Origin of the sequence: Streptomyces sp. NBC_00086, from assembly GCF_026343255.1 — a bacterium.
Lineage (GTDB): Bacteria > Actinomycetota > Actinomycetes > Streptomycetales > Streptomycetaceae > Streptomyces.
Genome location: NZ_JAPELZ010000001.1, coordinates 3839852 through 3853502 on the forward strand (window position 1 = coordinate 3839852; position 13651 = coordinate 3853502).

The 13651-nt window shown below is 68.9% G+C and carries 13 protein-coding genes and 1 tRNA gene; 8 read left to right on the top strand and 6 right to left on the bottom strand.

The genetic code is table 11. The features are described from left to right. The first annotated feature begins 48 nt into the window (after window positions 1-48). Together OG276_RS17070 and OG276_RS17075 are read left to right on the top strand one after the other, a co-directional pair. Window positions 49-585 (top strand): sugar transferase, encoded by a 537-nt coding sequence (locus OG276_RS17070; RefSeq protein ID WP_266906381.1) that lies wholly within the window; start codon window positions 49-51, stop codon window positions 583-585. Window positions 586-727: 142 nt separating this feature from the next. Then, window positions 728-3250 carry a 4Fe-4S dicluster domain-containing protein gene (locus tag OG276_RS17075; protein ID WP_266906383.1) on the top strand — a complete coding sequence of 841 codons (2523 nt, stop codon included), beginning with the start codon at window positions 728-730 and terminating at the stop codon, window positions 3248-3250. Between the two features lie 147 nt (window positions 3251-3397). Here the strand turns inward: OG276_RS17075 and OG276_RS17080 are convergent, their stop codons facing one another. Further along, complete coding sequence (locus OG276_RS17080) at window positions 3398-4459, bottom strand: hypothetical protein (RefSeq protein ID WP_266906385.1); 1062 nt, start codon at window positions 4457-4459, stop codon at window positions 3398-3400. Window positions 4460-4747: 288 nt separating this feature from the next. On the opposite strand from OG276_RS17080, the gene OG276_RS17085 reads away from it, so the two are divergent. Then, entirely contained in the window at window positions 4748-5662 is a 915-nt protein-coding gene (locus tag OG276_RS17085) for a Yip1 family protein (RefSeq protein WP_266906387.1), read from the top strand. A 102-nt stretch (window positions 5663-5764) separates the two neighbouring features. Here OG276_RS17085 and OG276_RS17090 read toward each other — a convergent pair whose 3' ends face one another. After that, the gene (locus OG276_RS17090; protein ID WP_266906389.1) at window positions 5765-6289 is read right to left on the bottom strand and encodes a phosphoribosyltransferase; all 525 of its coding nucleotides are present in this window, start codon (window positions 6287-6289) and stop codon (window positions 5765-5767) included. After that, complete coding sequence (dcd, locus tag OG276_RS17095) at window positions 6286-6873, bottom strand: dCTP deaminase (protein WP_053675430.1); 588 nt, start codon at window positions 6871-6873, stop codon at window positions 6286-6288. The genes OG276_RS17090 and dcd overlap by 4 nt, the downstream gene beginning before the upstream one ends. A gap of 455 nt (window positions 6874-7328) precedes the next feature. Between dcd and OG276_RS17100 the strand changes: the two genes are divergently transcribed. From OG276_RS17100 to OG276_RS17115, 4 genes are all read left to right on the top strand, one after another. Then, window positions 7329-7402 (top strand) — tRNA-Gly (locus OG276_RS17100). Window positions 7403-7620: 218 nt separating this feature from the next. Next, entirely contained in the window at window positions 7621-8346 is a 726-nt protein-coding gene (locus OG276_RS17105) for a hypothetical protein (protein ID WP_266906393.1), read from the top strand. A gap of 192 nt (window positions 8347-8538) precedes the next feature. Continuing rightward, window positions 8539-9183, top strand: coding sequence for a uracil-DNA glycosylase (locus OG276_RS17110; RefSeq protein ID WP_266906395.1), 645 nt, complete (start codon window positions 8539-8541; stop codon window positions 9181-9183). A 137-nt stretch (window positions 9184-9320) separates the two neighbouring features. Continuing rightward, window positions 9321-9707: a hypothetical protein gene (locus tag OG276_RS17115; RefSeq protein ID WP_266906397.1), complete on the top strand. Its 387-nt coding sequence runs from the start codon at window positions 9321-9323 to the stop codon at window positions 9705-9707. 65 nt (window positions 9708-9772) lie between these two features. Here OG276_RS17115 and OG276_RS17120 read toward each other — a convergent pair whose 3' ends face one another. The 3 genes from OG276_RS17120 to OG276_RS17130 all read right to left on the bottom strand — a co-directional run bounded on the left by OG276_RS17120 (window position 9773) and on the right by OG276_RS17130 (window position 11918). Continuing rightward, the gene (locus OG276_RS17120; protein ID WP_266906399.1) at window positions 9773-10984 is read right to left on the bottom strand and encodes a site-specific integrase; all 1212 of its coding nucleotides are present in this window, start codon (window positions 10982-10984) and stop codon (window positions 9773-9775) included. Further along, the gene (locus OG276_RS17125; protein ID WP_266906401.1) at window positions 10985-11203 is read right to left on the bottom strand and encodes a helix-turn-helix domain-containing protein; all 219 of its coding nucleotides are present in this window, start codon (window positions 11201-11203) and stop codon (window positions 10985-10987) included. A gap of 211 nt (window positions 11204-11414) precedes the next feature. Beyond that, on the bottom strand, window positions 11415-11918 hold the full coding sequence (locus OG276_RS17130; RefSeq protein ID WP_266906403.1) for a helix-turn-helix domain-containing protein: 504 nt from the start codon (window positions 11916-11918) through the stop codon (window positions 11415-11417). A 306-nt stretch (window positions 11919-12224) separates the two neighbouring features. Here OG276_RS17130 and OG276_RS17135 point away from each other — a divergent pair, with 306 nt between their 5' ends. Further along, on the top strand, window positions 12225-13511 hold the full coding sequence (locus tag OG276_RS17135; RefSeq protein ID WP_266906405.1) for a DUF3631 domain-containing protein: 1287 nt from the start codon (window positions 12225-12227) through the stop codon (window positions 13509-13511). Window positions 13512-13651: the final 140 nt, after the last annotated feature.

Below are 13651 nucleotides of genomic sequence, written 5' to 3' on the forward strand. Positions count from 1 at the left end.
GCCGCGCGGCACCCCACCCCCGCCGGAGGCGTGCGGCACGGTGCAGACATGCCTCTGCTGCCACGCCTCCCCGCCCGGCCAGGGCCATGGCCGCCCGGGCCATCCGCCAAGCGGGTGCTCGACCTCGCCGGAGCGGCGCTCCTGATCGGGGTGCTCCTCGTACCGCTGCTGCTGACCGCCGCCCTGCTGTACGCGACCCAGGGCGCGGGCGTCCTCGTACGCGAGCCCGCCGCCGGCCTGGCCGGGCGGCCCTACCGGGCGTGGCGCTTCCGCGTGGGCAAGGGGCGGGCCGGGGCGGCGCTGGAGCGGTGCTCGCTGGACCGGCTGCCGCAGCTGCTCAACGTGGCGCGCGGCGAGATGTCGCTGGTCGGGCCGCGGCCCGGAAACAGCGCGTCGGACCGGCCCGAGCGGCTCCTCGTACGGCCCGGGATGACCGGACTGTGGCAGGTGAGCGCACGTTCGGACCTGCCGTGGGAGGAGATGGACCTGCTGGACCGGCACTATGTGGAGAACCACTGGCTGGGAATGGACCTGGCGATCCTCGCGCAGACCCCGCGGGCGGCCTGGCGGCACGGGCGGCTCTGAGCCGGAGCCCGGGCGGGGCGAGCCGGGGGCGAGCGACGCAGATCACCGCGCGCTCGGCTACATTGCGGCGTCGGGACTGGGTAACCTCAAGCCTTGACTGGATAAGTTACCGCTTAGTAAGTGCCGCCCGAGGAGCCCTCCCATGCAACTCGCCGCGATCATCGTGTCGCTGGTCCTGACCGTGGTCGGCGTCGCGCTGCTCGCCCGAGCCGTGGCGCAGATCTACCGCTTCGTGAAGCTCGGCCAGCCCGTACCGGCGGGCAGCCGTACGGACGACCCGAAATCCCGAACGCTCACCCTTGCCCGGGAGTTCCTCGGCCACAGCCGGATGAACCGCTGGGGCCTCGTCGGCTTCGCGCACTGGTTCGTCGCGATCGGCTTCCTGACGCTGCCGCCGACGCTGGTGCAGGCGTACGGGCAGCTCTTCCAGGCCGACTGGGTGCTGCCGATCATCGGCGGCTTCCTGCCGTTCGAGCTCTACATCGAGTTCATCGGCCTGATGACCGTGCTCGGCATCCTCGTCCTGATGGGGATCCGCCTCGCGTCGCTGCCCTCGCGGGCCGGCCGCAAGTCGCGCTTCGCGGGCTCGAAGGCCTGGCAGGCGTACTTCGTCGAGTACATCATCCTGACCATCGGCCTCGCGATCCTGTGCCTGCGCGGCCTCGAAGGCGCGATCCACCACGTGGACTCGTACGAGCCGGCGTACTTCGTCTCGTACCCGCTGGTGCTGGCCTTCAAGGGCATGTCGCTCGGCGCGCTGCAGAACGCCATCTACTTCACCGCGATGATCAAGATCGGCACCTCGCTGATCTGGATGATCGTCGTCTCGCTGAACACCAACATGGGTGTGGCCTGGCACCGCTTCCTCGGCTTCCCGAACATCTGGTTCAAGCGCAACGCCGACGGCGCGGTCGCACTGGGCGCGCTCCAGCCCATGACCAGCGGCGGCAAGGTCATCGACTTCGAAGACCCGGGCGAGGACGACGTCTTCGGCGTCTCGCAGGTCGAGCAGTTCTCGTGGAAGGGCATCCTCGACTTCTCCACGTGTACGGAGTGCGGTCGCTGCCAGTCGCAGTGCCCGGCCTGGAACACGGGCAAGCCCCTCTCCCCCAAGCTCCTGATCATGTCGCTGCGCGACCACGCGCACGCCAAGGCCCCGTACCTGCTGGCCGGCGGCGGCAAGGACATGGAGGGCAACGAGAAGGCGACGCCGGAGCAGCTCGCGAACGTCCCCGCGGCCGCGCTGGCCGAGGCCGAGCGCCCGCTGATCGGCACCGCCGAGGAGAACGGGGTCATCGACCCCGACGTCCTGTGGTCCTGCACGAGCTGCGGCGCGTGCGTCGAGCAGTGCCCGGTGGACATCGAGCACATCGACCACATCGTCGACATGCGGCGCTACCAGGTGATGATCGAGAGCGCGTTCCCGTCGGAGGCGGGCACGATGCTCAAGAACCTGGAGAAGAAGGGCAACCCCTGGGGCCTCGCGAAGAAGCAGCGCGTCGAGTGGACCAAGGAGGTGGACTTCGAGGTCCCGATCATCGGCAAGGACGCGGAGGACCTCTCCGAGTTCGACTACCTCTACTGGGTCGGCTGCGCCGGCGCCCTGGAGGACCGGGCCAAGAAGACCACGAAGGCCTTCGCCGAGCTGCTGAACATCGCGGGCGTCAAGTTCGCGATCATGGGCGGCGACGAGAAGTGCACGGGTGACTCCCCGCGCCGTCTGGGCAACGAGCCGCTGTTCCAGCAGCTGGCCCAGGAGAACGTCGCGATGCTGAACATGGCGTTCGGCGAGGACGACGAGGACCCGGAGACGAAGAAGCCGAAGTCGGCGAAGCGGATCGTCTCCACCTGCCCGCACTGCTTCAACACCATCGCGAACGAGTACCCGCAGCTGGGCGGCGAGTACGAGGTCATCCACCACACGCAGCTGCTCCAGCACCTGATCGACGAGGGCCGGCTCACGCCGGTGACCCCGGTCGACGGGCTGATCACGTACCACGACCCGTGCTACCTGGGCCGGCACAACAAGGTCTACACGCCGCCGCGCGAGATCATGTCGGCCGTGCCGGGCCTGCGCCAGCAGGAGATGCACCGCCACAAGGAGCGGGGCTTCTGCTGCGGCGCGGGTGGCGCGCGGATGTGGATGGAAGAGCGGATCGGCAAGCGCATCAACAACGAGCGCGTCGAGGAGGCCCTGTCCCTGAACCCGGACATCGTCTCCACCGCCTGCCCCTTCTGCCTCGTGATGCTCACCGACTCGGTGAACGGCAAGAAGAACGACGGCCAGGCGAAGGAACACGTCACGGTGGTGGACGTGGCGCAGCTGCTGCTGGACTCGGTGAAGACGCCGGAGCCTGTGGTGGAGGCGGAGCCGGAGCCTGTGGTCGAGGCGGAGGCTGAGCCTGCCGCCGAGCCGGTGGCCGAGGCGAAGCCGGTGGCGGAAGCCACGGCCGAGGCGAAGCCGGAGCCGAAGGCGGAGGCCAAGGCCGAGCCGGTGGCCGAGGCCAAGCCGGAGCCGAAGGCGGAAGCCACGGCCGAGCCGGTGGCCGAGGCCAAGCCGGAGCCGAAGGCGGAAGCCACGGCCGAACCGGTGGCCGAGACCAAGGCGCCCGCGCCGAAGGCGGAGACCCCGGCGGAGCCGGAGACCGACGCCGAGGCGAAGTAGCCCGCGCAGCACCGAACGCAGAACGCCGGAACGGCCCGTCCCCCTGTGGGGTCGGGCCGTTCCGGCGTACGGGGTCCGGGGCGGAGCCCCGGTTTCGGGAAGGGGCGGGGTGGGGTGGGGGAAAGCTCCGCACACCGCAGCGCGGGGTCAGGACCGCTCGCTCCGGCTGCGCCGCAGGATCGCGAAGCCCAGCCCGGCCGCGCCCACCGCGGCCATGCCCCCGCCGGCGGCCAGCAGCAGCGGGGTCTGCGCGTCGGCCTCCGCCGCCACCGGGACCATGCCCTCGGCGCCCGCCTTCACTCCGCCCTTGGGCACGACCCGCTCGACGGCCTTCTTCTCGACCTTTTCGACCTTCTCGACCTTCTCGACCGGCTTGGCGGACTTGGTGTCCTTGGCGACCTTGTACGTCTCGATCAGCTTGCCGCTGCCGAAGTCGTAGACCCAGCTGTTGCCACCGCTCTTGCCGTCGATGACGACGAACTTCACGCGCTTTCCGTCCTGGACGAGCTTGTACGTCCAGCCGTCGTTCGTCGCGGTCGGGTGCTTCAGGTCGATCGTCCCGAGGATGTTCCCGTTCGGCATCGAGAGCTCGACGCGCTTGCCGTTCGGGCCGTCGATCAGCCGCGCGTTGCGCCCGTCGGGCATGGCGACCTGGACGGAGTTCTCCTTCTTCTCCACCGGCTTCGGCTTCTCCACGGGCTTCGGCTTCTCGACCGGCCCGGTCGCGCCCTCGATCCACGAGGTGACGGTGCCGTTCGGCTGGAGGACCACGTGCATCCCGTTGTTCTGACCGCGGGCAGGGCTGCCGTCCTTGCTGACCAGGGTGTCCAGCTTGGTGCCACCGGCGAAGATGTCGGCCTCGAAGTGGCCGTCGCCGAACTTGTAGACCCGGGCGACCGAGCCGTCGGCCAGCTTCACGGTCGTGACGTACTCGCGGACCGAAGGCGTCACGGGCGGCGTGGTCGGAGGCGTGGTGGGCGGCACGGTCGGGTCCACCTGCGGCTGCTGCGGGTCAACCTGCGGCACGGTCGGGTCCACCTGCGGCTGCTGCGGGTCCACGGACGGCTGCTCGACGCCGGGCAGGACCTGCGCGTCCGGCACGGCCGGGGAATCCGCGAAGGCGGACCCCACGGGAAGGGCGAGGACGGCGGCCGCACCGGCCATGACGGCGGCGGTACGGAGGGTGGTACGACGGTGCGGGCTGCGCATGGCGGTGCTCTTCTCGTGCTCGTTCGTGCTGCGTGCGGTGGTTACGTCTACGAAGCTACGGACCCGGTATGTCCGTATTCCGTCGGCGATGTAACGGTGACCGGCAGACTGCCGCGCAGCCACGTAACCCACCCGGAACGCACTCCGGGCCCGCCCCGGGCCCGCCCCTGGCCCACCCCGAGAAGCCCCTCCAGGTACCCCCTAGGGGATGTCACAGCTCAGCCGCAAAGGGGGCCTCTTCCCCCGGCCCGGCCCCCCGGCCGCCCGGGAGCGGGTACTTTCGATCACGTGGCTGGATTCAGGATCGGACGCGGCCGGGACAACAACCGCACCCCGCAACAACCTCCGCGGCAGCAGCCGTACGGTCAGCAGCAGGCGCCCCAGGCGCCGCCGCCGTACGGCCAGCAGCCCTACGCACCCCAGCAGTGGCCGCAGCAGGCCGCTCCCGGGGGCCACGGCGAGCCCGAATACTTCGACCCGCACGGCGGCAACGCCGGCCAGGGTCAGGGATACGGCTACGGCCAGGGTCCCCACCAGGGAGCCGGCGGCCCGAGCGACTCCCCGGGGTACACCCAGGCCTTCTCCATCGGCGAGGACCCGTACCCGTACACCCAGGGCGGGACCTACCAGGCGGGCGCGGCCCAGGCCGCCGCCCCCGCCGGTCCGCGGCTGCCGTGGAAGGACCTGCTCCGGGGCATCGTGACGCGCCCGGGCCCGACCTTCCTGCAGATGCGCGACTACGCCGTCTGGGGGCCGGCGCTGATCGTGACCTTCCTCTACGGGCTGCTCGCGGTCTTCGGCTTCGACGACACCCGCAACGACGTCATCAACGCCACCCTCCCCAACGCCTTCCCGATCGTGCTGTCGGCGGGCGTGGCCTTCGTGATCTGCGGCCTGATCCTCGGCGCCGTCACCCACACGCTGGCCCGCCAGCTGGGCGGCGACGGATCGTGGCAGCCCACGGTGGGCCTGTCGATGCTGGTCATGAGCCTGACGGACGTACCGCGCCTGCTCTTCGCCATGTTCCTGGGCGGCGACAACATGCTCGTCCAGATCCTGGGCTGGGCCACCTGGGTGGCGGCCGGCGCGCTCTTCACCGCCCTGATCAGCAAGTCGCACGACCTGCCGTGGCCGAAGGCCCTGGGCGCGTCGGCGATCCAGCTGATCGCCCTGCTGTCGATCATCAAGCTGGGCACGATCTAGCGCACGCACACGCGCACAAGGAGGGGCCCGCCGCACGAACACCGCGCGGCGGGCCCCTCCTCACACAACTCGTACGACTCACGCACCTCGCACAGCGGAGTCTCAGGCGTCGAGAACCTGTCCCTCACGCCGCACGACGGGCGGCTCGACCGACCAGGGGAAGTTGACCCACTCGTCGGTCTTCTTCCACACGTATTCGCACTTCACGAGCGAGTGGGACTTCTCGTAGATCACGGCGGACCGGACCTCGGCGACGTGCCCGAGACAGAAGTCGTGGACGAGCTTGAGCGTCTTGCCCGTATCGGCGACGTCGTCGGCGATCAGCACCTTCTTGGCGGTGAAGTCGATCGCCTCGGGCACGGGCGCCAGCATGACCGGCATCTCCAAGGTGGTGCCCACGCCGGTGTAGAACTCGACGTTCACGAGGTGAATGTTCTTGCAGTCGAGCGCGTACGCCAGACCGCCGGCGACGAACACTCCGCCGCGGGCGATGCTCAGGATGATGTCGGGCTCGTAGCCGTCGTCGGCGATGGTCTGCGCCAGCTCGCGCACGGCCCGGCCGAATCCCTCGTAGTCGAGGTTCTCGCGCACTGCGCCGCTCACTGCGTCACTCGCTCCGTCACTCATGCCTCGTGCCTCACCTGGGTCCGGTGGAAGTTCTGGAAGGACCGCGAGGCCGTCGGGCCGCGCTGGCCCTGGTACCGCGATCCGTACCGCTCGCTCCCGTACGGGAACTCCGCGGGCGAGCTGAGCCGGAACAGACACAGCTGCCCGATCTTCATACCCGGCCAGAGCTTGATCGGCAGCGTGGCGAGGTTCGACAGCTCCAGCGTCACGTGGCCCGAGAACCCGGGGTCGATGAAACCGGCGGTCGAATGCGTCACCAGCCCCAGCCTGCCAAGACTGGACTTCCCCTCCAGTCTGGAGGCGATGTCGTCGGGCAGCGAGATGACCTCGTAGGTCGAGGCGAGTACGAACTCACCCGGGTGCAGGATGAACGCCTCGTCACCGTCCGGCTCGACCATCCGGGTCAGATCGCTCTGCTCGGTGGCGGGGTCGATGTGGGCGTAGCGGTGATTCTCGAAGACCCGGAAGAACCGGTCGAGACGTACATCGATGCTGGAGGGCTGCACCATCGACTCGTCGAAGGGGTCGATGCGAACCCGTCCGCTGTCGATCTCGGCCCGGATGTCTTTATCAGAGAGAAGCACGTCCCGAGGATACGCAGAGCGCGCGGGCCGCCCCAATCGAGGCGGAACCCCGCGCGCCGATGTCTACCGCTTCGACGCCGCTCCCACGGGCACGGCATGCCGCAGCCGCGCACAGCGCGGACACCGCAGCAGCCGCCCCGGCCCGATCCGACCGGCACCGAGGTGCTGCAGCGGGAACGAAGCGGTGCTGAATACGTGCCCTTCGGCACAACGGACGACGGTGTGCTCCATCGAGTCCCTTTCCCCAACCAGCCGTACTGCGATGAATCGCCACATTAGGGGATGAACAAGACCCACTCCAGCCGCCGCTCCGCACACACAAGGTACGCCCCAACTCCCGCCCCCACGACCCTCCGTGCACCCCGCACGCGACACCACTCCCGGGGCGAATTCACCAGGGGTCGATCATGGGGTAGGGTGAGAAACGATAGCGCTCCAGGCAACTGGACGGCTGCGCGGATGTAGTTTAATGGTAGAACATGAGCTTCCCAAGCTTATAGCGCGGGTTCGATTCCCGTCATCCGCTCCACGGCAAAGCCCCAGGTCAGCAACCTGGGGCTTGTTTGTTGTCTAGACCTATCTGGGCCCGCGTGCCATTCGCGTGCCATAACTTCCCTAACGGGGCGTCAGATTGAGTCCCCTCCTTCCTCGTGGAATGACCTGCCGTACACCGTCCGGCGGCCGGTACGATCCACGGACCTACCCGGAGGTGCGGGCCGACCGGGCAGCCCAGTGAGGGGAAGCATCTTGAATCGCACTTCCGTCGCGGCCGTCCTCGCCGCGGGCTTGGTTCTGGCCATGGCCGCCTGCGACGGCGACACCGGCGACAAGGCCAAGACCACTGCCGCCGGCAGCGCGGCGCCGTCCCCGTCGGCCACGTACAACGACCGGCTGCTGGACGAGGGGCAGAAGCAGTTCCTGGCCGTCGTGTGGAAGTACACGCCCAAGCGGGCCGAGATAGCCGCGATGTCCGCACAAGACCTCAAGGCCATGACAGAGACGTACGCAACCGAGTGCTCGGGGCGCCGCAAGGACCGCGAGCAGTCGTTGAAAAGCTCCCCGACCGGGCAGAAGGCCACCCCGGAGCAGTTCGCTGAGGTCCTGGACGCCTGGGACAAGCTGTGCGGCATCGAGCCGGGCGCCCGCGAGGAGCTGCTGAAGCATGTCAAGATCTCCAACGGGCACGCCGACCCTGACTTCGGTGGCGGGCCGGTGTACCTGTACGACCTCTCGATCACCAATCTCGGCAAGGACGCGGCCGACTACCGCGTCACCATCGAGGCGTACGACAAGGACGGCGACTTCCTCGGCGAGACCGAGGCCCACGCCGAACGACTCGGCCCCGACAAGACCAACCGCCAGCCGGAGCAGCTGATCGTCCCGAACGGGGTGTCCAACGGCACCATCGCGGACATTGCCGAACTGAAGGTCACCGACGTGGAACGCGTGCCCGGCGGCACACTGTTCCAATAGGACCCGCCGAACGCTGCTTGCCCTCCTTCGCGGCCCCGAGCCTCGTTCGCCCTGCCCCGTGGAACTGTGGCCGAGTGGCGAATGGTTCTCTCCGCCTGCGAGAACGGGATCGATCGAGCGGTGCCGTGCTGTTGTCAGACGTTCCCGATTTCCGATTTCCCCGCGATCGTGCGAGTGGGTGCTGGAGGAGACATGGCGAGACGAATGCGCGACGAGGCGTTCCGGATAGAGCAGGAGCAGGGGCGCTACGCCCCCCACGTGCGGCCGATCAATGAGATGGTCGACGCCTTGCGCGACCAGGACGGGCGTGGCTGGATGCCGCACGTCGCCCCCTGGCACGGGGGAGCGGACGCGCGCGCCCTATCGATCCTGCGGGATCCGGGGCCCAAGACACAGGAAGGGGTCGGCTCCGGATTCCTGTGTGTGGAGAACGACGACCCGACTGCGGAGCTGCAGGTCCAGCTCTTCGAGGGGGCGGGGATCGCGCCGCGAGACGTCACTCCCTGGAACGCCTACCCCTGGTACATCAACCGCTCGCCGAAGGCGGCCGAGCTCCAGGCCGGCGTCGAGGTCCTGAAGCAGCTGCTGGGGCTGATGCCGAAGATCGAGGTCGTGCTTCTCCAGGGCAGCGAAGCCCAGGACGCGTGGCGCCGGCTACTCAAGACGCACCCCGAAGCGGTCCGTGAGCGGAGCGTGAAGGTGGTGAGCACCTACCACCCCGGGCGCCAGGCGCTCTTCGTACGAGACCCCGAGGAACGCGCGCGCCGCGCCCAGCACAGAGTCGACTCCTGCCAGAGCGTCGGTGACGTGCTCCGTGGCCTGGGCGGGCCGTCATAGAGCTCGGTCGCACTCGCGCGGCCTATGGGCGTCGCCGCCCTTCTCTGTGCTCCACGATCGGCCGGTGTTCTAGGGGGAATTGATCTATGTGGTGGGACAGCGGCGGATGCAGCAAGGCACTCCGGACGATTTCTGCGTTGCTCCCTGTCCTCGCCGCGTCGACGCTGGCGACCAGTTGCTCCTCGTACGATCCAGCACAGGCTTCAGCGTGGCAGCGGGACTACTGCGTCAAGCTCGCGGCGTGGCAGGGTGCCAGAAACGCGATGCTGTCGAGCGCTGGCAGCGTCGACGCGAGCGATTGGCGGAACATCGAATGGGCGGAGTACGACCGCGCTGAAGAAGCAGGCTCCGAGGCAATCAATGCGGCCAAGATCCTTGATCGGGAAAACCTTGACCATGCCTCCAGCTACATCTTCGATGACACTGAAAAAGCGGTCATAGACCGCAATGCGGACGCAGAGGCGCGGGCGGCCACCTACTGTTCGGGCTCGGGATTCGGAGATCTCCTCAAGGGCGCCAGGTAGCTGGGATCGATCGCTTAAACGCAGGGGTGCGGTCCGGCTTGCTGCCGGACCGCACCCCCTGCACGTCACCTCCGCCGAGCCGTGGCGGCAGGAGCCGGGGGCAGCGGAACGATCTTGTGGTCGGAGGCGGTCGCGCCAGTGCCCAACCGACGGTCTGCTGGCGTCCGCTGGCTGCGGACGCTGGTGTCGATGTCGGCGGCGAGCTTGCGCTGATGCTCCCTGGTGGAGTGCTGATAGATCAGCTGCGCACGCTCGGAGGACTGGCCCGCGCGGACCATGAGGTCCTTCAACTTGGCGCCGGTGTCGGCGGCGAGGGTGTTGCCCGTGTGCCGCAGGTCGTAGAAGCGGAACTCCTTGGACATGCCGACCGCGTCGCGGGCCTTGCGCCACTTCCGGCCGAAGGAGGTACCCCGCAGGGCAGCTCCCCTCTCCCCCACGAAGACCAGGCCGTCGGGCCCGTCCTGAGCGAACCACTCCAGGTGCCGGCGGACGTCGAGGAGGACGAAGCCGGGCAGCATGATCTCCCGTTTGCCCGCGCGGGACTTGGGATCACCGATTACCCTCCGGCCGGTGTTCAGCTCCGGGGCAGCACGCCGCACCCGGACCGAGCCGGTGTCGAGGTCGATGTCGGCGCGGCGCAGCTCCGCCAGCTCCTCCGGCCGCATCGAGGCGAAGGCTCCGAGGAGGACCATCAGCCGCCAGCGGATCCCGATGGCCTCGGCGAGCGCGAAGACCTGCTCGACGGTGGCCACGGGCCGCTCGTCCGCGTCTTCGCGCCCCGCCCCGCGGATGGAGCAGGGGTTCCGGCGGATCAGCTCGTCCTCGACCGCAGTCTGCATGACGGCCTTCAGCAACCGGTATGCCTTGGCCGTGGTGGTGGCCCCCGTTGCCTTGCGCCGTTCCGCGCGCCAGGTCCTGACCTTGGCCGGGCTGATGGTGTTGACGTGCTGCTCACCGAAGGTCGGCTCCAGGTGAAGGCGCAGCAGCCTCCGGTACAGCTCCTCGGTGGTCGGAGCGATGCCGCGCTCGTCGATCCAGCGCTTGGCGTACTCCGCGAACAGCACCTCGCCGGCCATCGGGTCGATCCAGTCGCCTCTGGCCTGGTCGGCCTGGATCTGGGCGAGGAACACCTCAGCGTCGCGCTTGGTCTCGTACGTCTGCGGGGCCGCGCGCAGGATGGCGCCCGCGCCGGGATAGCGGGCCTGGTAGCGGCCCGAGGGCAGTTTGCGGATCGCGCCGAAGCTGCGGCGCGGTGCCCTTCTGCGGGATCGCGTCACTCAGACCACCAGCCCGAAGCGCGCCTGTCGGCCGCGCAGGGGTTCGACGGTCTGCTCCTCGATGTACGCGGTCAGGACGCTGTCGGCGATGCGGACATGCTTGCCGAACTTGGCGTAGCCGATACGGCGTTCGGAGATGAGGCGCCGGATGAAGCGCACGCCGGTGCCGAGGCGTTCGGCTGCCTGTTCCACGGTGAGGAAGGTGTCGGGGGTGGTCACCTCCTTCGCTGTGCGGGAACGCTGGGCGGAGGTGTGGGGTATCGCCGTGTGGCGCAAGCAGTGCTCCGGATCTGGCCTCGGCTGGGTGAACTTGGGCGGGGGCGGCAACCCCCTGATAGCCGGGCCTGTGTGTCGTTCAGGGATGGGACAGGCAGTACAGCCGTGGTCTGGGGGTTTGCGGGCCCAGGGCGGCGTGTGGAGCGGTCGGCTGTTACGGGCCTGATGGCGGGCCGAACTGCTCCTGGTTGATCTTCATGGTGTTCTCGGCGATGGCGTTGCTGACCATCACGTCGGCTTCCTCGCGGATCTCGGGGTGCTCGTCGAGGTAGGCGGCCAGTTCGTCGGTGGCGCGCCTGTAGGCGTGCTGGGCGCGCTGGGCGGTCGCGTTGGTGGCGATCACCGCGTCGATGAGTTCCAGGGCCGGGCCGGCGGCCAGCGTGGGCGGGCCGACCAGGTTGGACAGCGACAGGTCGAAGATGTCCGCGAAGCCGATGGCCTCGTCAAGGTTGATGCGGCGCTTGCGGTTCTCGATGCGCCACACGGCCGACGGGTTCATCTCGTAGCCGGCCTCGTTGAGCAGGTCGGACACCAAAGTGGTACTCCAACCTCTCTTGTCGCGCTCGACCTTGATCCGCGTGGCGACGTTGTCCTCGCCTCTGAGGAGCACACCCTCTGGTGCCTCCTCATCGCGTCCCTGGTGATCGTCTTGGGCCATCACACCTCCGCGTCCTGCAGTCGTCGGTACCGAGTTGTAGCGACAGGAAAAACCATACCATGGAATCTGCGGTAGGCAGAGCTCCCTACGTGTCGCAGATTATGGTATGGTTTTGCAGTGGCACCGCATACTTATACATGACTGCTGGAGGTCCGCATCGGCCGCAGACACACAAAAAGCCCCTCGGTGAACGGACACCGAGGGGCTCAAAGCGCAAACCTCACGCCGCCCATCCCTGAACGACTGGCTGCAAGACCGGGATTGCCGTCCCGTGTGGCCCACAACCTGAGGAGCTCGTCACCCAGTATGACCGAATCCACCCCGAGCACGCCATCCCACAGCACCGCTCCCACCGCCTGGCCGGCGGTCGCTGTCCCCGGCCAGCCTGGCGCCCACCTGCACGACGAGGAGGACGGGCAGCCCAGCGCGGCCATTCAGTCCCCCGCCGAGCCGGGGCCTCCCGCCGCCCCTGCCATTCCGGCCTCGGAGGGCGCGGCGATCCTGGACGAACTGCGGGCCACGATCCGGCGGTACGTGGTCATGCCCAGCGAGGAGGCCCTGACGGCCGCCACACTTTGGGCGGCAGCCACGCATCTGCAGGCGGTGTGGCAGCACGCGCCGCGCCTGGCGGTGGTGGGACCTGCGAAGCGGTGCGGGAAGTCGCGGCTGCTGGAGGTCCTGATCGAGGCGGTCCATGATCCGCTGATCACGGTCAACGCGTCCGCGGCGGCGATCTTCCGCTCGATCGGCGACGCGAATCCGCCCACGCTGCTGGTGGACGAGGTCGACACGATCTTCGGATCGGCGAAGGTCGCGGAGAAGAACGAGGAGATGCGCGGTCTGCTCAACGCGGGCCACCAGCGCAACCGCCCCACCCTGCGCGTGTCTGGGCCTAACCACGACGTGCAGAAGTTCTCCACCTTCGCCATGGCCGCCCTGGCCGGCATCGGGGACCTGCCCGACACGATCATGGACCGGTCGGTGGTCATCCGCATGCGCCGCCGCGCTGGCGGCGAGAAGGTGACCGCCTGGCGATACGGCCGCGACGACCTGACGGTCAGGGCACTGCGGGAGCGGCTGGCGGCCTGGCTGGCCAGCGTCCGCGACGAGGCCATCGCACTGGAGCCCAAGCTCCCGGTCGATGACCGCGCCGCCGACACCTGGGAGCCGTTGATCAGCGTCGCCGACCTCGCAGGCGGACGCTGGCCGTTGATCGCCCGCACGGCGTGCAAGGCCATGACGGACTACGAGTCCGGGCGGGACCAGGACGGCGGGCTGAAGATCCGCATCCTGACCGACATCCGCAAAGCCTTCGCCAGCGTCGGCAACCCGCCCGCCCTGCGGACCGCCGACCTGCTGAACCTCCTCAACGAAGACCCCGAGGCACCATGGGCCGAGATCAGCTCCGGCGGCCTCACCCCACTGAAGCTGCGAGCCCTGCTGACCGACTACGGCATCAGCTCCGGCAACCGCCGCTTCCCCGGCGGCAACCAGGCCAAGGGCTTCACCCTCGCGCAGTTCACCGACGCCTGGACCCGGTACTGCCCGCCGGAGCGACCCGCCCCCGAAGCAGCACCCGCCACCGGCGCGTAACCCGTCGCGACTCGTCCCACCCGTCCCCGCGCAGGTCAGCGCGGGGACGGGTCAGGACCCTGCAACGGGTCAACCCGACATCACCACGCTGCTGACCTCGCCGAACACAGCAGGCGCGGCTCGCAGCCGCCTTCCGAGGA